Origin of the sequence: Clostridium sp. CF012 (assembly GCF_018861755.1) — a bacterium.
GTDB lineage: Bacteria > Bacillota > Clostridia > Clostridiales > Clostridiaceae > Clostridium_AD.
Genome location: NZ_JAHLEF010000004.1, coordinates 150,103 through 168,933 on the forward strand (window position 1 = coordinate 150,103; position 18,831 = coordinate 168,933).

Here is an 18,831-nt window from a genome sequence, read left to right on the forward strand (position 1 = left end):
TTTAGTATATTACAAGAAATTTAATATTGCTACATAAAATTTTAAATAAGCCACATGTAAAATAAATAACAAGTCAACTATACTAGTATAATGACTTGTTATTTATTAAAATATGACTATATAATTATTCTACCTGGTATAATAAGTTTTTGTGAAACTTTTATAACATTAGGCTCTTCTATCCCGTTAACTCTTGCAACTTCTTGCATTGTAGTATTGTACTTTTTAGCAATTTTCCATAAAGTGTCCCCAGATTGAACTACATAAATAGTGATACTAGCTTTTTTCTTAGGTACTTCACCTTCTATTGGGTAGACGTCAACTAAAAACTTCTTCTGCACCATGTAATTCACTCTTGTATATACCTTCACAACAGCCCTAATTGCTATATTACCAACCTCAATATCTGCATTTATATTTTCAAGTGTTACCTTACATACACTGCTCATATTTATCTTAGTGCCTAATATCTCCGCCCCACAAGTAAAGGGAATCTCCTCAGAAACCGCAGAAAGATATTTTTCTTCATCATCACTTCTATATAATACGGTTACATTCATTATACCCTCAATTATAACCTTATCCTCAATGACTTTTTTGTCTGTTACACAAACGCTAGCATTACACATAATAACCTTGCTAGGCTTTGCCATAGTATTATTTAATTCTATATCCCCCTTAACTAAGGTTTCAGTTAATAATTGTCCTTGCATTACATTAAGTCCATAATCTTTTTTATCCATCTCAAGCTTTGTAGTCGGTGAATAAACATCTTCAATCATATCCACTTCTTCTTTGTGCATAGCCCTTGTATTTGTTTTTATCAAAAACTCTACATCAACAATTCTTTTTTCTCCTAAATCGTCTTCTTTAATATCAAATCCCATAGCATCCACCCTAAAGTCTGTGTAATTGTCCATATAAGGGTTTACATCTTGGAAATCCAACTCTTTATTTAGCATAACTTCCTGTTCAATATAAAATAGTTCTCTACTATCTTTTCCCTTATACATCATATTAATAGATGCAAAAGCATTAATTTGAATTTTTCCTTCGTATAGCTTTACTTCTTTCTTATGGATATTAACATCATATTTTATAACTTTAGCAATTTCAGGTTTATCCATCGAAACTTTCATATTGGCCTTACCAATAAGCTCTCCATTAAAACTTTTTGTAACTTTATCTATACTAGTTGGATTTTTTAAATATTGAACATCCTTTACGGCCTCAATATCTTTAACTATTTGAAAACTAAAACTTTTATACACCTCAGATTTTAATTTCAAAATACCTTCTAGACATATTTTCCTCTCATTAACTATTTTACACTCCATATGTTCTACAAAACACTCAGCATCACAAAGCATTTCGGGCCTTGCACCCATTATATCTATTGTATTTGAAAACTTGGAACTATATACAACATTTTCTACATCAGTGCGCTCTTGATCTCTTGAAATATAAAGTACATTATATTGAAGTTGCCCTTCTAAATATACCTTATCTTCAATAATTTCTTTAGAACTTATAACGGCTTTAACATCTAACATAAGAACTTCTCTAACATCTGGATGAGTATCCGGTATTACATATTCTTCTTTTACTACTGTATCAGCAGTATTTTCTCCTAGTAGTTGCTCATACTCTATATTTTCTCTTATTAAATTTATCTCCATACTATACCTCCTTGTATTTCTATTGTGGCAACACTTTTGAACTGTTACCCTCCTAAAATACCTACTATTAATATATATAGAAGTAGTCAAGAAAATATGATATTCCCTTTCTTTATTCGTATTGCAAAATTCATCAAAATTTTACAAAAAAAATAAAAAAGCATATATTATGTAGATTGTATTTCCCTTTTAATAACGGAATACAGTCTATTTAATATATGCCCTGCCAATTTATAAATGCAAAAATGTAAAAAACGATACCAAGGTGCAGTATCGTTTTATCCTGCAAAAACTATTTGAACTGTTTTTGTCAAAACATCTGAATAACTATATGTCACGGTTCTACGGGTGTCATTATCTAATCTAATAACGAAAATACTTGTGTAAGTCTTTTCAATAACCCCATTATCTACAAGAATTTTTCGTCTTCCACCATTAGCCTTTAATGTTACTCTTTCGCCAACATGACTTTCAATTTCATCTTTTATTGAAGTCAATACATTTATCTGTTCCACAGTAAACACCTTCTCTCTACATTATACATTATACATGGTATATTTGTTTTTGTCAAGTAAACTAATTATTTTATCACTAAAATAACAATTTTGTCAATGTTAATTTTATGTTAACAAAATGCATCTTTATAGATTATTCTACACATAATTGATTTTTCTCTGTTTTATGAAGGCTCACATTATAAGACACTAATATATTTTAATTACGTAACATTTTAAATACTAACCTCCTTAGTATCTCCTCTAATTATATATATATTCAGATTTTTAAACAAAGCCCCCATACAAAATATGGGGGATCCTTTTGATACTTCAAATAAAATAATAGCCATGTATTTTTTCAGGCTGCCTTGGCTATATATACTGAGACTTAGGAAACCCCTCTCTATACTTGCCTCTAGTTTGTAATCCGCCTATACCCTTGAGTCCCGTTATAGTGTTCTGTATAACATCTTCTATGGCTACAACATTTTCTATATTCGTATAGGCTATCTTCTCAGCTACTAGAACTGGATCCAAACAATGTATTAAGACACGATTTGGAGATGAAGCAAAATTAGCACCAGCATCTAGAATTGCCTCATAACAAGATTGACATGCTCCTGCGAATATTACTAAATCATCATAGTTACTATTATAAGATCTAAGGGCCATAACAGACTCCACAAAGTACTTAGAATTTCTGTAACTATTTAAATTTATATAATCAGTTACTCCTTTTATCATACCATCATGACCAGTAATTACTACTATATCAGGTTTAACTTCTTTAACTAAATTTACTATTTCACTTGGTTGATTTTTTTCTGATATTACCCGTCCTACAGCCTCTAAAGATAGCTGTTTGTAAATTTTTAGGCAAACCTCTAGATATTCTGCATCTCCATCAACATGTAGTATTTTTCCTGGTCTTCCAAAAATCATTTCTTTATTTTTGTATTCTTTATATTCTTTATATTTCTCTTGTTTTAACTGTTGGTCTTTGATTTTACCATTAATATCTATGGTGGATCCTCTAGTTCCTTTAATCCTACTCATTAGCACTTTTTTAATGGCTGTGTTTACTTTTTTATTAAAAATTTTGTCTATTTCACCAATTTTGTTTTCTGATACTAATTGTAAATCCTCACTTAGTGAATCTGCTTCAATTCTTAAATTTATTCCCTTAAGTAAATACACCGACCTATTATCTACAGACATAATGTCTATTATTTTAAATGTTATGTCACCGCCGTAAGATTTTCTTACTACAATGTCTCCTATTTTCACAATATCATCTCCATATTAAAGCTTGTAATATATATTATGAAAATATAGTTAATAGGTGAAAGTAAAAAAGTTATGTAAACATTAAATCTACATAACTTTTATATATAGCATGCATGCTTTTTATAGAATAATCTATTCTACCTCTGATTGAATACTTTCTTATATTCTTCAATAAACGCCATACTCTTTTCTTTTTCAGAAATTAGCTCCTCCATCTTCTTGTTAAATGTATTTTGAATCCAAGTAACTTCATTATAATAATATCTATTACAAAGCCTCCAATAGCGTTGTGGAAATACTAAAAATGCATATATAAGTCGATACTCTTCTTCTAACAGAGGATTTACACTACTATATGCCTCGAGTATTATTTCAGCATATTTTATGTCCCAATCCTGCTTTTTAAGCACTTTAATTAAAAAATTAGATAAATCAAATGCTTTCACTTCTCTTTTGCAGTAATCAAAGTCAATTATGTTAACATCATTATTTTTATCAATAATAATATTATGATGTGTATAATCATGGTGGCAAAACCCTTTTTCTTCTTCTGTTTGCCTACATATATCAAAGTACAATGAGTCATCTAATATAGCCATAGCTCTTTTGCCCAATTCCTTTTGAGCGTCCACACTCTTAATGTAATTAATATCAAAGTCAGTTTTAAAATTCTTCTTTTTTCTAATCATGTCTTTCATTTTATCAAAAGACTTTATTCTTTTTTCCATTAAATGAGGCCATCTTCCAAGGTCTGTTTTTAACTTGCTATTTTCTGGTGGTTCATATCCCTTAGATGCAATATGCATATATGCTAATTTTTTTGCAGCTTCCACCAACTCCTCCTCATTGTGAAAATCACATTCTCTGCCATCTATCCAGGATGATAGTGTGTAAATATCTTCATTAACTAAGGCATAAGGATTTCCTTCAGTATTCAAAAAATATCTGTCTATCTTGTCAAATCCATTATTTGCAAGATGTTCTTTGGCTCCGTATACAAACAAAAGTTTTTGTGTTCCATAATTAATTTTCTTTAAACATTTAGCTCCATCATCTGTCTTTAGAAGATAAACTCCCTTGTTGGGACGTATACTTTCTATTTTAATACCATATTGTCTTTCAATTTCAAATTCCCTCATCATGTTACTCATCCCCCCCCTTATAATTTATATTACTAATATTTTTTTTTAGAATATATTCTTATATGTTTTAATAACATTTATGCTTTCTTTTAATATAATAAAGTATATCCATATATTAATCAGTATTTAAGGAGTCTTAAAATGAAAATTGGAATTGATGCAAGAGCTGCAAAATGGTATAGGGGAACTGGTATAGGAACTTATTGTTACCAACTAATTCACTCTTTAAATAAAATAGACAATTATAATGATTATTCACTTTTTGTACCGAATGATTGTCGGCTCGCCATACCTTTCGGAGAAAATTTTCACATAAAAACCATTAAACAAGAAAATCAAAGTAATTTTTGGAATGAGGTGAATATTCCTAACCCATTTATAGACAAGTCTATGGACATATACCATGTTCCTCAAAATGGTATTGGATTACCTGAAAACAAAGACTGTCCCTTCGTTATTACACTGCATGATGTTATCCCCTATAAAATGCCAGAAACAGTTGGCGAACAATATTTAAAAATTTTCAATGAAAAATTACCCAGTATTGTTTCTCTATGTGATGGAATAATTACTGTATCTGAATATTCAAAACAAGATATTGCTGAAGCTTTTAATTTTCCAAGAGAAAAAATATATGTTACTTATTTAGCTAGTGAGGATATCTATAAACCTTATAACAAGACTCTTAGCAAATTAATTATTGAAAAAAACTACTCTATATCAGGAGACTATATTCTATATATCGGAGGCTTTAGTCCTAGAAAAAATATTATCGGGCTACTAGAATCCTTTAGTATACTTTTACCAAAGTTAAAAAAAGATATGAAACTCGTCATTGCAGGTAGCAAAGGTAAATCCTATGATATGTATAAAAAAAGAGTACAAGAGCTTCACATTGAAGATAAAGTTATTTTCCCAGGATTTATATCTATGGACCATATCCCCTTCATGTATAATGCTTGTGAGCTATTCGTATATCCTTCTTTTTATGAAGGTTTTGGATTACCCCCAATTGAAGCAATGGCTTGTGGAGTGCCTGTAATCGCATCCAACGTTACCTCCATTCCTGAAATACTTAAAGATTCAACATTACTTGTAAATCCATATGATACTGTTGATTTAAGTGAAAAAATGTATAATGCTCTCCTTGATAATGACTTAAGACAATCCCTTATATCTAAAGGGTTAAAAAGATCCTCTACTCTAACTTGGGAACATACGGCTACTGAAACTCTAAAAGCTTATAGAAATATATCATTGAATAAATAGCACCGCCTTGCATCTTCATAAAATAACTAGTATACGCTAGTTATTTTATGAAGATGATTAATTTAAGCCAGCAAGATTAAATCCCCATATAGTGATTTATCACTATATGGGGATTCTCACCTAACAATTATAATAATCCTTAAAGGCTTTTAAAAACACTTCTCTATCCGCTCTATATTCCACTTTGTTTTTTAATCTGCTTAAGAACACTTCTTCACTCCACTGCTTTTTCCTTGTGTAATAATCTCTAGCTATACCGTAAAAATCCTCTGGAAAGCTAAGCATACCGTACAATACTTTTAGTTCCTCATTGTCTAATGGATTTATTTGTGTATATTCATTTATTATTGTATGACATTTTTCTATATCGTAGGCGAAATTTTTAATGGCCTTATTTATAAAATTACAAATATCATGTACCTTTAAATCTACCACCGCATAATCGAAGTCTAAGAAATATACTTGTTCCATATTAATTAATATATTATGGTGAGCTAAGTCATGATGACAAAATACAATTTTTTCTTTTTGGTTACATAAATTGTAATACTCCGATGCTTCCAGAATTTTTATACTTTGTATTATATTGTCCTCATAATACTTTTCGTGTTCTAGGAATATATAATCAAACTCATTTTTATTTTCATATAGAGTTGCTATATTTTTAAAAAACATAAGTTCCTTTAATTTTTTATTAAAAATTTGTATTATCTTACCACATAAATACCGCTTTTGATTTTGTACTAATAGAAGTTTAAAGGCTTCTTCATTTATAAGCCCCTCCGACGCCTTATGAAGCTCTGCTAGCGCTCTGGATGTTAACATAACATCTACTGGATTGCTATACTCACACTCTCTGCCCTCCACTAAACTCATGATACAATATATATCATCTTTCCAAGGAACATATATGTGTTTATCTTTTGTCTTTTCAAATTCAATTATTTTATTAAAATTATTGTTTTTAATATACTCAAGACCATAATTAATAAATTCAAGTCGTGAAGTGCTATAGTTCACTTTTTTTAAGACCTTTTCCCCTTTATCTGTATTAAGTATAAATACTTTCCTTACTGGAATAACATCGCTCACCAATAAATCAAATTCGCTAAATAAATTTACATCTAAATCATATTTACTTAAATAAGTCTTATCTTTATATCTAACGTCTAACATGTTCTCACCTCTTTGAATCATATCTATCGCAGCTATTCATAACTTTGAAGCTACTTATCACATTTTATGCTGCAATATTGTATTTTTTATTATTGACTTTTTAATTTAAAATAAAGAACCTCCATCTTGTGCTAATGCTTTTAAAAGTTTCTTAGAAAACCTGTCCTCATGATCCTTATTTTTACCTTCTCGGTACTTATTACAACATTTCATAAATTCGTAAGGATAAGATACTAGAGCTATTAGGAATTCCAAGCTGCTCGCCTCTAGTCCTTCAATATAACAAAATTCGCCAGCAAGTCTTTTGAAATCAAGTTCCAATCCTTTTCTTTTTAATTTACTAAGCAAAATAAAACAATCCATTTCCACCATGTTATAACTACAGTCTTCAAAACTAACTACTTCAATAAAAAAATTATTTTTTCGGAGGTTTTGAAAATCTGTATTTCCGAGGCATATTTCTGTTTTTTTCATACTTCTTGTTATAATCCCTATATAATCAGTTTGATATACCGCTCTTATACATGCTTCCCCTCTTTTTATAACTCCTTCCCCATATTCCATAACTAATTCTTCAAAGGAATTCTTAGGCTCAGCTCTTTTAATGTTATTTATATCAGAAGTCAGCCTTTTAATATAAATTTTAAAGTCTTCTATGACTTTTCCAGTATTGTTATTTAACCTATTCCTTAGATATCCATTAAATCCCAAAGATTTTTCATGAAAATCATGAATAACATGGAACTGTTCTATTATTAATTCTTCAGTTATATCTATAACCACATTTTTACATTTAAAATCAGTTGTTTTTACATTTTTAATACCTTTAAACACCATATAGTCTGAAAAATCATTATAGATGCTTATCGCCAATGGCACCACCTCTAATTAGATCTATTAGTTGCTGTAAAATAACACCTTACTATCTATTCTTTTTACAATTTTTGTCCATCTTCTTTAATATCTCTTTTTGCTCAAATTCTAACTCTTTTATTTTCTTTTGTCTTTTTTTTATTTTTTTTAATTTTTTAACTTCCTCTATCATCTTGTCAAGTTTCATATCATATTCTTCAACAGTAGAGTTTTGCGGCTGTATTATGTCAATTTCACTCTCATCCATGTACATATCATCTTTGTTTTTACCCACAATACTACCTCCCATAATTTATTTTTCTTAATTTTTCTATAAAAATTTGCCTATCCATCCTATCCTCATTAATCTTTTCAAGTTTCTTTAAAAAAAATTCTTCTCCCCAGTCCTTTTTTTCCCAATAATACTGAATTCCTGTTTGCCAATATTCCTGAGGAAATTCCATAAATGCTGCCATTACCTCTATGTCACTTTTATATATGGAATTTGTAGCATCATACTCATCCATTATAAAAAGTGCATTATCTAGGCTCCATTTTCCATTTTTCATTCTTCTTATGAGCAGGCTACTTAAATCATGTAAATGAGTGTCTAAGATACAATAATCAAAATCAATAATATTCACGCCTCCACTTTTTTCTATTAATACATTATGATGAGCATAATCATGGTGGCATAATCCCCTATGTTTAATTTCTTCTTTCATTTTATTTATATATTCACTTTTGCATAAATTACATATTGATCTCCTGCTTCTCTTGAGTTCTTCCTCCATTATTACTAAATAATTTTTATCAAATTCCGTAATGCATTGTTTTTCATTTATCCTTCTTTTGAAATCTAATATCTCATTTTCTCTGGTCTTAAACGTTTCTATCCATTTTAACCATCCTATTCTAGGTTTCATCTCAGGCGTGACTTTAAAATTCAAACTTTTTTTATGAAGATCTGCAAGCTTTAAGGTGCATAATTTTATTTCTACAGGATTATCATAATTGCATTCCCTTGCATTTAGCCACAGTGTTAAATAAGCGTATTTTTTTTCAATACTAATATACTCTTTGTTATCATTAGTCGCAATAATTTCAGGTATCTTTTGAAAACCATTAACCTGCAAATGCTTTATTGCCCCAATAATAAATAAAAAATGCTTAAAGTCATAATTAATGATTTTCAAGCAATACATCTCATTTTCAGTTTCTATTCTATAAACATTTTTTATTTTCTCTATATCATTAATACAAAGAGAATAATTGTCCTTTACTAACTGCTTTAATTCCTGGATTTCCACGCATGCCTCCGAAATATTGTTCTATTGTATTATATGAACACACCGAATAATTTGTGCACAATTATGTTTAGGCAAATAGCACACTTCTTAAGCTAAAATTATATATTAATATATATATTCTTTTAAATTAGATAATGTCATATGAACCCAGATGATGATTATATTATTAATACAGGATTTTTCCAATAATATTAAGGAGTGAATCCCATGAGGATTGCAATTGATGCTAGAGGTATCAATTTTTATAGTGGCACCGGTATAGGAACTTATACAGAAAATGTACTTAAAAATTTAATTAACATAGATTCTTTAAATAACTACAATGTTTATTGGTCAGGTAATAATTATGAGAGTATAAAAAAAGAAAACTGCAAAATAATAATGACCTCTAAAAAACATCAAAGATTCTTTGAGGATCACTATTTCCCAGCCAACTTATCAAAGGAAAAAATAGACATATATCATATGCCACAAAACGGAATAGGATACTCTGAGGAAATATCCTGCAAGAAAATAATTACTATACATGATTTAATCCCATACATTATGCCTGAAACTGTAGGAAAAGGATATTTGCTAAAATTTTTAAAAGAAATGCCCATAATTATAGGAAATGCTGATGGAATAATAACTGTGTCAGAATTTTCAAAGCGAGATATTCTTAAATTTTTCCCAATTGATGAAAATAAGATTTTTGTAACTCCACTAGCTGCTGATAAAAAATATACCCCTTTAGATAAAGAGCTCTGTAAAAGCTTTCTAAAGGATGTGTATAATTTAACGGACCCATTTATACTCTATCTAGGAGGGTTTAGTGAAAGAAAGAATGTGGCTTCTATATTAACTGCTTTCTCTAAAATATATAAGGATTTAAACAAAAATTATAATTTAGTTATTGTGGGTGGCTATAAAGACTCCAGCCAAAGGCTTCTAAAACTTACAAATGAATTGAAGATAGACTCTAATGTTGTTTTTACTGGTTTTGTGCCTGAAGAACATTTACCCATTTTCTATAACTCTTGTGATGCTTTTGTATATCCTTCTCTTTACGAAGGCTTTGGACTACCTCCACTGGAGGCAATGAATTGTGGCACTCCTGTAATAGCATCTAACCTTACCTCTATTCCAGAAGTCGTTGGAGATGGAGGAATTTTAATAAATCCCTACGATATTTCAGAAATTTCTTCAGCTATAGGCAACTTACTAAGTAACGATAAGTTAAGAGAAGAATTGAGTTATAAGGGATTAAAAAGAGCAAGTGAATTTTCTTGGCAAAATACTGCAATTAACACCCTTAAAGCTTATGAGAGTGTATACTATTCTAACTCTCCCTCATAATTGAGAAGGTTCGGCATGTAACAGTGTGGCAGATAGTATATAATGAGTTTTACAGACTCTTAGTTTATGTAATGAAAAATCCCCGTAAGCAGGCCAGGAAGGCCTGCTAGCACTTCTGAGACAGGACGTCGAATAAGTGCGTTAGGGGATTTTTCATGGAATAAACTTAGAGTCTGTTAACGAATTATCTACTATCAGAACATGTTACATGCCGAACCTTTCTTTTATAACTTATTAATAATGCTTGCTAAATATCCGGCTCCAAAGCCGTTGTCAATATTAACAACACTAACTCCACTAGAACAGCTATTTAACATGGATAATAGTGCAGCCAGTCCATTAAAACTAGCTCCGTACCCTATGCTGGTTGGAACCGCTATAACTGGTTTATCTACCAAACCTCCAACCACACTAGTTAACGCGCCTTCCATACCTGCTACAGTAATAACTACCCTAGCACGTCTTATGACATCAAGGTTTTCAAATAGTCTGTGAATACCAGCTACCCCTACATCATAAATTCTTTCCACCTTGTTTCCAAAGATTTCTGCTGTAACGGCCGCTTCTTCTGCTACTGGTATATCAGAAGTTCCTCCTGTTACTAATGCAATATAGGTACTTGAAATTTCTATATCCTTTTTTTTAATTACAATGGTTCTTGCAAGCTCATTGTACTGTGCATCATTACATATTTCTTTTACCCCTTCATACATTAACTGCGTTGCCCTTGTGCCAAGAATATTTACATCCTTAGTAAGCATCAAACTAACTATGCCTTTTATCTGATCTACAGTTTTTCCTTCGCAATATATAACCTCTGGGTAACCAACTCTAAGTTCTCTATGATTATCTATTTTTGCATATCCTAAATCTGAATATGACAAGTCTTTTAATTTATCTATACCATCTTCAATAGATATATCCCCACTTTTTATGGACCTCAGAAATTCCTTCGTTTGTTCTGAATTCATATATTTCCCACCTTTTTTTAATTTAAGCTTCCCATCTTGTATCCCTCTAGGTCTAATGTTACATATTTAAAACCAAGTTCTTTTAGTTTTATTGAGATTTTTTCTAAAACTTTCTCATTTAGAATCTTGTCAAAGTACTTCTTAGGAAGTTCAATTCTTGCTAGATCCTCATGGCTTCTAACTCTAACACCGCTAAAACCTAATCCCATTAAATATACTTCTGCAGTTTCTATTCTTTCAAGTTCTGCCTGAATTACTTCTTGTCCATAAGGTATTCTTGACAGAAGACATGCGTAGGCAGGCTTATTCCAAGTTTGCAACTTAAGTTCTTCAGATAAAGCTCTTATATCCGCCTTAGTAAATTCATTTACCAAAAGAGGACTTATTATATTTAATTCCTTTAGCGCCTTAAGTCCTGGCCTATAATCTTTTGTATCGTCAAAATTAGTGCCATCTAAAATATTATATATTCCCTCAGCACTGGCTTGCTGCTTTATCTTAGTAAAAATGGCATTTTTACAGATGTAACACCTATCTCTTGGACTAAACCTTATTTCATCTATCATTTCTACTTCAATAAATTTATATTTAACCCCAAACTGTTTTAGCAAAACTTTAGCCTCTTCAACTTCCCATTTAGGTGTGTAAGGAGCTATTACCATAATAGCTAACACATTTTCCTTGAGTACATCGCTACAAACCTTAAGTAATAGCGTACTATCCACTCCTCCAGAAAATGCTACAGCAACACTACCAAGGTTTTTTAAATAATTTATTAAATTATCGTGTTTTCGTTTTAACATATTTACCTCCAATGTTATGTATTAATCTTGGACTTCATTTCTTAATTTATCATATACTTTGCTTATAGGTATTCCCATACTCTGGGCTATTTTCTTACATTCTTCATATTCTAACTTACTTTTTATCTTTTTACCTTTGTAATAAGCTTCTTTCACTGTAACTTCACCGTAAGAAGTGTTTACTTTAATAAACTTTCTTTCAAGCATGGCTTTATTCACTTTAAAACTTCTTACGCCAAAGGTAGTAGTTTCTCTAAATAATACTTCTTTCATCTTTTCCAATTTAGTCTCTTTACACAAAACGCTTATTTTTACACTTGGTCTGCCTTTTTTCATTATAATTGGAGTTAAATATACATCTAAAGCGCCCTCATTAAAAAGCTTATCAATGATGTACTCATATGACTCTGGATTCATATCATCTATGTTACATTCCACAATTTCTTGAAATACACTATCTACATTTTCTACTTTATTAGTATTAGACAAATTATTCTCTTCTACGAGCATTACCCTTAGTACATTAGGAATTTCAGTATCTCTGTTACCTATGCCATAGCCGATTTTATTTACAGTAAAACTATTATTATCTTTAAATTCGCAAACATTAACTGCAAGAATTGCAGCACCAGTAGGTGTTGTAGTTTCAAAGGGTACAGCTCCAAGTTTTACTGGTATTCCCTTTAAAATCTCTACAGTAGCCGGTGCTGGTACTGGTATAATTCCATGAGCACATTTAACAAACCCGCCACCAAGCTCCACGGAAGAACTCATTATTTTATCAACATTTAAATAACTTATGCAGATAGCTGCTCCTACTATATCTACAATAGAATCTACTGCGCCTACCTCGTGGAAATGAACTTCATATAATGGTTTTCCATGGACCTTTGCTTCAGCCTCTGCAACCTTCATAAACATTTTCTTGCTTAATTCTTTAACATTAGAACTTAATTCACTGCAATCTATAATTCCCTCAATATCTTTAAGATTTCGCTGGTCATGATGATTATGATTATTGCTCATATGTCCATGAGAGTGTCTGTCTTCGTTTTCATCATGAGAATGTTCATGTTTATGCTCTTGTAACATTACATCTACCTTAGTGCCCTCTATGCCTTTTCTAATGCCTCTTGATACTCTTATTTCATATCCATCTAGCCTTAGCTTGTCTAATTCCTCTATTAAATATTTATCATCTACACCTAAGTCTAGCAATGCTCCTAAATTCATATCTCCACTAATACCTGAAAAACAATCATAATAAAGTATTTTCATTTTCATTCTCTCCATTTCTTTTGTATTTATCTCATTGTACCAAAAAAACAAATATTATAGAATAAATATAAACTTATATCATCAAATATTAGTTTGTTTGGTGGATACGTTATTTTATATATGTAGAAATAAACTCTTTTGACATTTTGGCGATTTTATCTGCATTTGTCCAGTGTAAATAATGCGCCCCACTCAGAATTTCAATCTTTTGAATATGGGGGTTTGAAATTACTTCTTCATGAAGTGGTAGCCACTCTTTTTCAACGTCCACCGCTTCTTTTAATAAGAAGGATAAAACAGGCAAATTATTAGGATATTTCACATCAAACAGTTCTTTTGTGTTTGTGTAGACCATGTTAAATTCATTTGTCACAGAGATATTGCCGCTATTCCAAGCTGTGGCTATTTTTTTCAATTTAATTTGTTTAGCTGAATAATAATTGTATCTATTTTTCCTCCATGATTTTTAGTTGCTTTTAATTATAGTTCAACTCCAGTCGTGGATTGATGGTCATGCCTCATTTATAAAGGCTTTATTCGTAGATTTGAGTATATTTCAAAAGAACCTATTGAAATTTTTTACCCATCCTGAATATAAGAACAAATCCAAAAGCTAATGAAGCTAATGAAAAAATAATATTAATGCCCTGTGGCATTCCTGGATATATTAGTAATACCGACCCTAACACAAAACCTAGTATTAGCATATATGTCTTCCCTGGATACTTTTTCAGCAGTTTTTCTATGGTTTTTGTTGTAGCTATCGTCCCAATTAATATGCCAATGCTTAAAGGAATTAAAAACGGCATATTTCGTGCACTAATTGCTCTAACTGTAACATCATATAGTCCTAAAATTAACAACATAAAAGATGCACTGATACCAGGAAGTATAAGTGCAACAGCTATTACAATTCCTGCAATAATCAAAAAAATAGCACTTTTGGTTCCGCCAATTGTAGTCATGTTACTAACAACTTGTGGTTTAGCAGCCATAGCTAACGCTATCACAAGCCCTATTACAAGTAATAAAAAATCGCTAGTTTCCTTACCTTGGAAAGTAGCTCTCTTATAAAGCACAGGAATACCTCCCCCAACAACACCTATAAAGAAAAATCTTGTTTGAATAGGATAATTATTAATTAGCATTTCTATTAAGCGACTAAATAACATCATTCCTACTAATCCACCTAATGCAATTTCTAGAATTAAAATACTATGCTTCTTCCAATCTTGAAAAAAAGAGCCTATGGCATGAATTAAGTCATCATAAACCCCTAATATTATAGCCATAGTTCCTCCACTTACACCAGGTACAAGAGTTGAAACACTAATGACAACACCCTTTAAAAAATTTATTATACTTTTCATTTTTTCCCCCGTTATAAAAATCGCACCTTCTCATGTATTTTTACTTACTACGATTATTTTATTTTCTATTTCTATTGAAGCTTTATCGCTTACTATCCTAATGCAAATTAATCTTGTAAAATCTAGTTTTTTATTTTATAATGATTATAAATGGGGATATGATTTAATGGGAAAATACCACAATGGCATTGTGGTTATAAGAGTTCGATTCTCTTTATCTCCACCATTAAAAAAAGCAAGTGTTTTTACTTGCTTTTTTTTATATACATTTAATAGTCAGTATTCTCAAATTGTCCACCCCTTGAAGGCAACCCATAAGCATCATTCATAAAGCGGCTCTATTATTTATAAATTAATTATGTCACCTTTTGATTTTGTAACATACAATTTTGTTTTTCAACTTCCATGTAAACTTTCTCCACACTTTCCCCAAAGCACTTAGAGGATAATGCCTCTATACCATCATAAGCATTTTTTACCATAGTATCACATTCCTCTTTATTCATTAAAACTTCGAACAATATTTCAGATAAATCTTCATCTTTATAAAAAATTCTTCCGTTAATTTTATCTCTAATTAGATCGTCTAAATTTTTATCATACTTAGCTACAACAGGAACTTGTGCCGCCATAGCTTCTGTAAAGGTTAATCCCTGTGTTTCAGTTAGTGAAGCACCTACAAACACGTCTCCCATCTGATAATACCTACCAATTTCCGCCCAAGGTTTTTCCCCAGTAAATATTACGGATTTTTCAATATCCAGCAACCTAACTAAAGCTTCTAGATTTTCACGCTCCGGTCCATCACCTACAACTAGAAGTTTAGAATTTGGCATTTTCACAATTAGCTCCTTCATACTATTTATAATTATATCTACGCTTTTTTCTTTTGCGAGGCGCCCAATAAATAATACAACTGGCTCGGTTTCGTTTATTCCAAAAGATTTTTTCTCATCTTGTATAAGGCCTTCATTGTAATTATTTCTTTTGAAAGGTTCAAGGTCAACTCCTGTAGGTATAATATCTATATGTCTTAATAACCCATATTGCTGCAATGCATCTTTCACCTTTAATGTGGGCACTATTATAGCACTGCAATCTCTGCAATATAGTTTACTTACCTTTTTAGCAAATTGCGAAGCAGGTTTCAGCATTATCCCACGGGATACATAGTGTATATAATCCTCATACATTGTATGATAAGTATGAACCACGGGAATATCCAATTTTTTAGCAACTATTCTTCCAAATATGCCTATGCTAAATTCTGTTTGTGTATGTATAATATCTAAATCTAATTTTTTTATCTTAATCATAATTTTACGTGAATATATCATCCCAACTCTTTGAGAAGGTAAAAGAAAAAATGGTATGCTAGGCAATCTCATTATGCCTTCTTCTTCTTCTACATCTGGATGTGCAACTGTAATAATAGTTACACTATGCCCAAGTCTAATTAGCTCATTTTTCAATATAAAAGTAGAAGTAACAACTCCACTTACTTGTGGATAATACGCATCTGTAAAAATTCCGATATTCATAATCAGCCCCCTTTTAGAACTATATTTTTTTTGTTTGATATGTACTAATTAACTGGACTTACTCCTTCATAAAGGCATAAAATCCGAAAATTATGCAAGAGTAAAACGTAATTAATCTCCACAATAATATAGCAGCCATTATGTTATTAGCTGCAAAGAACAAGCTAAAAAACATAAAGAAAGCACCCTCTGCTCCACCCACTGCTCCAGGTAAGGGTATAAATGCTGTTAGCATCATTACAAAGGCAGTTCCGGCTACCATATTTTCTATGCTAGCACCACTCATTCCAAAGCTAAGATAAATAAAATAAGGTATAATAAAAATTATTGTTAACTGACATATTGTATAAATAACAGCCTTAGCCATCATTACTTTACTATGTTTTACTATCTCCATATTATCATGAAATTGATCTAAATTTTCATTAATGTTCATTTCTAACTTTGCTATATCTTTTACCAATTTAAGTTTTTTTAATATCTTAGAAAAAGTTGTTATTAGTCTATGTGTTAATTTTCGATATTTTGAAAATATAATTAAAAATATAATTACACCAGCATTAACTGTAAATCCTATGGCTATTAAATAAAACAAATTGCTCATTTTAGTTTTGAAAAAACTTGATTTCCAAAATATAAGTATCAAGGAATATATAGTTAATACTGACTGATAGATAATAAATTTAATCATAAGTGCTGATCCAGCGCTACCAGCTCCTATTTCTTGTTTTGTAAGTGAATATAGTTGCATTGGTTGCCCCCCAGATGCAAAGGGGGTAATTGAGTTAAAATACTGTCCTACCATAGTAACTTGAAATGCCTTTTTAAATTTATAGTCCTTTTTCATTAAAAGAACAATACTTTGCAATGTTTTAGCTTCAAAAACCCAATATGCCACCATAGCAATAGCTGCTACAATTATCCATTGAATTTGTAAATTTTTCATTTGATGAATTAAATCCATCCAACCATTTGTGAAAATAATAAGCAAAATAAATATAACTCCTGAAGCTATCCCCAAAATAACATTAAATTTATAATTTTTCATTAGTTTACCGTCCTTTTGTTCGAAATACCTTTTTATAAAAATCTTTCCACATATCAAGAACATTCTCTCTTGAATAAAAATTGTGACCTCTTATAGCTTTTTCTTTAGCCCCTTCATAATAACTTGAATTATTCTTCAATTTTTCTATAGCCTCAATAAAACCTTCATTATCATGTTCTTTTAAGTAATAATCAAACAATATATCTTCATATAGCTCCAAATCTCTTAATAGTATTGGAGTATAGGTATTCATTGCCTCCAGTATTGACATAGGGAAAAGCTCGTTATAAGACGGCATAAAAAGAACATCTGATACATTATATATAGCATTCATCAAATCTCTTTCAACTATTCCTGTAAATAAAATATTTTTAGGTGCATGTTCCATCTGATTTTTCAATTCCTTATACCCATCTGTAATATTTCCAAAAGAAAAGCCACCAGCCCAAATAAACTGTACTTCAGGCATTTTTTTTGCAATATCAATAAAATCGATGACGCCTTTCCGAGTTTGTATTTGGCCTACTCCAAGCACAACAAAAGCATCCTTTTCAATTTTCAACTTTTCTTTTGCTATGCAAATATCCTCTGCTGAAAGCTTATAGAATTTTTCAGTTGAAACGAAGTTAGGAATATATGTGATTTTTTTTCTATTAATATTATAAGCTTCAAGCTTAGTTATAAAATTAGGGTTTACTGTAACTAAATAATCCATGTTTTTATAAAAACTTATAATATATTTGTAAAAAATTTTTTCAATTAACTTAGGTAATTTTATACTACCTTCAATAGTTTCAGGCAAAAAATGCACATAGCCTACTGTTACACCTTTCTTTTTAGCAAAAGGGATACTCAAATAATGCTTAAAATCAATAGTATGATAATGCATTATTTCGGTTCTTGCTCTCTTATTTATTACAACTTTATATTCTTCATCTAATCCATTTTGCACTAAGTTTACTTGCTCTAGGTAAGCTGATCCTACCCCTTGACCTTTAACTTTATCTGCTGAAGAAAGCATATTTATAGTCGGCATAATTGTCACTCCCATCTAATTTAACCTTGATTATACATTTATTGTACACTACTATTATTAAGAATTGATTAATGTCACCTTAAAGTTTTCTTAAATTTACACTATTTACTATAAAAAATTAATAATTATTTTTGCTTTATAATCAATAAAACAGCTTTAGATGATAATTTTTTTATATATTTTCATTACAATAAATTACCACTTATATTTTAATACTAAAAGCAGATAATACTC

At 30.5% G+C, this 18,831-nt stretch carries 18 protein-coding genes and 1 tRNA gene; 3 read left to right on the plus strand and 16 right to left on the minus strand.

Going from position 1 to position 18,831, the window contains the following annotated elements; genetic code table 11:
- Window positions 1-116: 116 nt before the first annotated feature.
- The 4 genes from KPL50_RS06400 to KPL50_RS06415 form a co-directional block, all read right to left on the minus strand.
- A complete protein-coding gene (locus tag KPL50_RS06400) occupies window positions 117-1,679 on the minus strand; it encodes an SPOCS domain-containing protein (protein ID WP_216297623.1) in 1,563 nt (520 codons plus the stop codon).
- Between the two features lie 278 nt (window positions 1,680-1,957).
- A complete protein-coding gene (locus KPL50_RS06405; RefSeq protein WP_216297624.1) occupies window positions 1,958-2,194 on the minus strand; it encodes a Veg family protein in 237 nt (78 codons plus the stop codon).
- A 354-nt stretch (window positions 2,195-2,548) separates the two neighbouring features.
- Window positions 2,549-3,463 carry a sporulation peptidase YabG gene (yabG, locus tag KPL50_RS06410; RefSeq protein ID WP_216297625.1) on the minus strand — a complete coding sequence of 305 codons (915 nt, stop codon included), beginning with the start codon at window positions 3,461-3,463 and terminating at the stop codon, window positions 2,549-2,551.
- A gap of 137 nt (window positions 3,464-3,600) precedes the next feature.
- Complete coding sequence (locus KPL50_RS06415) at window positions 3,601-4,605, minus strand: CotS family spore coat protein (protein ID WP_216297626.1); 1,005 nt, start codon at window positions 4,603-4,605, stop codon at window positions 3,601-3,603.
- A 141-nt stretch (window positions 4,606-4,746) separates the two neighbouring features.
- Here KPL50_RS06415 and KPL50_RS06420 point away from each other — a divergent pair, with 141 nt between their 5' ends.
- A complete protein-coding gene (locus KPL50_RS06420; protein WP_216297627.1) occupies window positions 4,747-5,874 on the plus strand; it encodes a glycosyltransferase family 1 protein in 1,128 nt (375 codons plus the stop codon).
- 120 nt (window positions 5,875-5,994) lie between these two features.
- Here the strand turns inward: KPL50_RS06420 and KPL50_RS06425 are convergent, their stop codons facing one another.
- From KPL50_RS06425 to KPL50_RS06440, 4 genes are all read right to left on the minus strand, one after another.
- A complete protein-coding gene (locus KPL50_RS06425; RefSeq protein ID WP_216297628.1) occupies window positions 5,995-7,050 on the minus strand; it encodes a CotS family spore coat protein in 1,056 nt (351 codons plus the stop codon).
- A 105-nt stretch (window positions 7,051-7,155) separates the two neighbouring features.
- Window positions 7,156-7,923 (minus strand): spore coat protein, encoded by a 768-nt coding sequence (locus tag KPL50_RS06430; protein ID WP_216297629.1) that lies wholly within the window; start codon window positions 7,921-7,923, stop codon window positions 7,156-7,158.
- Between the two features lie 49 nt (window positions 7,924-7,972).
- Window positions 7,973-8,197 (minus strand): hypothetical protein, encoded by a 225-nt coding sequence (locus KPL50_RS06435; RefSeq protein ID WP_216297630.1) that lies wholly within the window; start codon window positions 8,195-8,197, stop codon window positions 7,973-7,975.
- A gap of 4 nt (window positions 8,198-8,201) precedes the next feature.
- Window positions 8,202-9,212: a CotS family spore coat protein gene (locus KPL50_RS06440; RefSeq protein WP_216297631.1), complete on the minus strand. Its 1,011-nt coding sequence runs from the start codon at window positions 9,210-9,212 to the stop codon at window positions 8,202-8,204.
- A 207-nt stretch (window positions 9,213-9,419) separates the two neighbouring features.
- Between KPL50_RS06440 and KPL50_RS06445 the strand changes: the two genes are divergently transcribed.
- Window positions 9,420-10,550 (plus strand): glycosyltransferase family 1 protein, encoded by a 1,131-nt coding sequence (locus KPL50_RS06445; protein WP_216297632.1) that lies wholly within the window; start codon window positions 9,420-9,422, stop codon window positions 10,548-10,550.
- A gap of 224 nt (window positions 10,551-10,774) precedes the next feature.
- Here the strand turns inward: KPL50_RS06445 and larB are convergent, their stop codons facing one another.
- From larB to KPL50_RS06470, 5 genes are all read right to left on the minus strand, one after another.
- Window positions 10,775-11,521 (minus strand): nickel pincer cofactor biosynthesis protein LarB, encoded by a 747-nt coding sequence (gene larB, locus KPL50_RS06450; RefSeq protein ID WP_216297633.1) that lies wholly within the window; start codon window positions 11,519-11,521, stop codon window positions 10,775-10,777.
- Window positions 11,522-11,538: 17 nt separating this feature from the next.
- On the minus strand, window positions 11,539-12,324 hold the full coding sequence (gene larE, locus KPL50_RS06455) for an ATP-dependent sacrificial sulfur transferase LarE (protein WP_216297634.1): 786 nt from the start codon (window positions 12,322-12,324) through the stop codon (window positions 11,539-11,541).
- Between the two features lie 21 nt (window positions 12,325-12,345).
- Window positions 12,346-13,602, minus strand: a complete 1,257-nt coding sequence (gene larC, locus KPL50_RS06460; RefSeq protein WP_216297635.1) for a nickel pincer cofactor biosynthesis protein LarC — start codon at window positions 13,600-13,602, stop codon at window positions 12,346-12,348.
- A 109-nt stretch (window positions 13,603-13,711) separates the two neighbouring features.
- Complete coding sequence (locus KPL50_RS06465; protein WP_253200479.1) at window positions 13,712-14,017, minus strand: hypothetical protein; 306 nt, start codon at window positions 14,015-14,017, stop codon at window positions 13,712-13,714.
- Window positions 14,018-14,168: 151 nt separating this feature from the next.
- Entirely contained in the window at window positions 14,169-14,972 is an 804-nt protein-coding gene (locus KPL50_RS06470) for a DUF368 domain-containing protein (RefSeq protein WP_216297636.1), read from the minus strand.
- 152 nt (window positions 14,973-15,124) lie between these two features.
- On the opposite strand from KPL50_RS06470, the gene KPL50_RS06475 reads away from it, so the two are divergent.
- A tRNA-Ala gene (locus tag KPL50_RS06475) sits at window positions 15,125-15,198 on the plus strand.
- A 130-nt stretch (window positions 15,199-15,328) separates the two neighbouring features.
- Here KPL50_RS06475 and KPL50_RS06480 read toward each other — a convergent pair.
- Genes KPL50_RS06480 through KPL50_RS06490 form a run of 3 tightly spaced genes read right to left on the minus strand, consistent with a single transcriptional unit; the run spans window position 15,329 to window position 18,597 of the window.
- Window positions 15,329-16,513 carry a glycosyltransferase family 4 protein gene (locus KPL50_RS06480; protein ID WP_216297637.1) on the minus strand — a complete coding sequence of 395 codons (1,185 nt, stop codon included), beginning with the start codon at window positions 16,511-16,513 and terminating at the stop codon, window positions 15,329-15,331.
- Window positions 16,514-16,571: 58 nt separating this feature from the next.
- Window positions 16,572-17,561 carry a lysylphosphatidylglycerol synthase transmembrane domain-containing protein gene (locus KPL50_RS06485; protein WP_216297638.1) on the minus strand — a complete coding sequence of 330 codons (990 nt, stop codon included), beginning with the start codon at window positions 17,559-17,561 and terminating at the stop codon, window positions 16,572-16,574.
- Window positions 17,562-17,565: 4 nt separating this feature from the next.
- On the minus strand, window positions 17,566-18,597 hold the full coding sequence (locus tag KPL50_RS06490; protein ID WP_216297639.1) for a glycosyltransferase family 4 protein: 1,032 nt from the start codon (window positions 18,595-18,597) through the stop codon (window positions 17,566-17,568).
- Window positions 18,598-18,831 lie beyond the last annotated feature (234 nt).

Bases quoted from the DNA above. Each gene is read 5' to 3' on its own strand.
- larB (WP_216297633.1), bottom strand. From the start codon at position 11,521: ATGAATTCAGAACAAACGAAGGAATTTCTGAGGTCCATAAAAAGTGGG.
- KPL50_RS06445 (WP_216297632.1), top strand. From the start codon at position 9,420: ATGAGGATTGCAATTGATGCTAGAGGTATCAATTTTTATAGTGGCACC.
- KPL50_RS06420 (WP_216297627.1), top strand. From the start codon at position 4,747: ATGAAAATTGGAATTGATGCAAGAGCTGCAAAATGGTATAGGGGAACT.
- KPL50_RS06425 (WP_216297628.1), bottom strand. From the start codon at position 7,050: ATGTTAGACGTTAGATATAAAGATAAGACTTATTTAAGTAAATATGAT.
- KPL50_RS06400 (WP_216297623.1), bottom strand. From the start codon at position 1,679: ATGGAGATAAATTTAATAAGAGAAAATATAGAGTATGAGCAACTACTA.
- KPL50_RS06485 (WP_216297638.1), bottom strand. From the start codon at position 17,561: ATGAAAAATTATAAATTTAATGTTATTTTGGGGATAGCTTCAGGAGTT.
- larE (WP_216297634.1), bottom strand. From the start codon at position 12,324: ATGTTAAAACGAAAACACGATAATTTAATAAATTATTTAAAAAACCTT.
- KPL50_RS06480 (WP_216297637.1), bottom strand. From the start codon at position 16,513: ATGAATATCGGAATTTTTACAGATGCGTATTATCCACAAGTAAGTGGA.
- KPL50_RS06470 (WP_216297636.1), bottom strand. From the start codon at position 14,972: ATGAAAAGTATAATAAATTTTTTAAAGGGTGTTGTCATTAGTGTTTCA.
- KPL50_RS06415 (WP_216297626.1), bottom strand. From the start codon at position 4,605: ATGATGAGGGAATTTGAAATTGAAAGACAATATGGTATTAAAATAGAA.
- larC (WP_216297635.1), bottom strand. From the start codon at position 13,602: ATGAAAATACTTTATTATGATTGTTTTTCAGGTATTAGTGGAGATATG.
- KPL50_RS06490 (WP_216297639.1), bottom strand. From the start codon at position 18,597: ATGCCGACTATAAATATGCTTTCTTCAGCAGATAAAGTTAAAGGTCAA.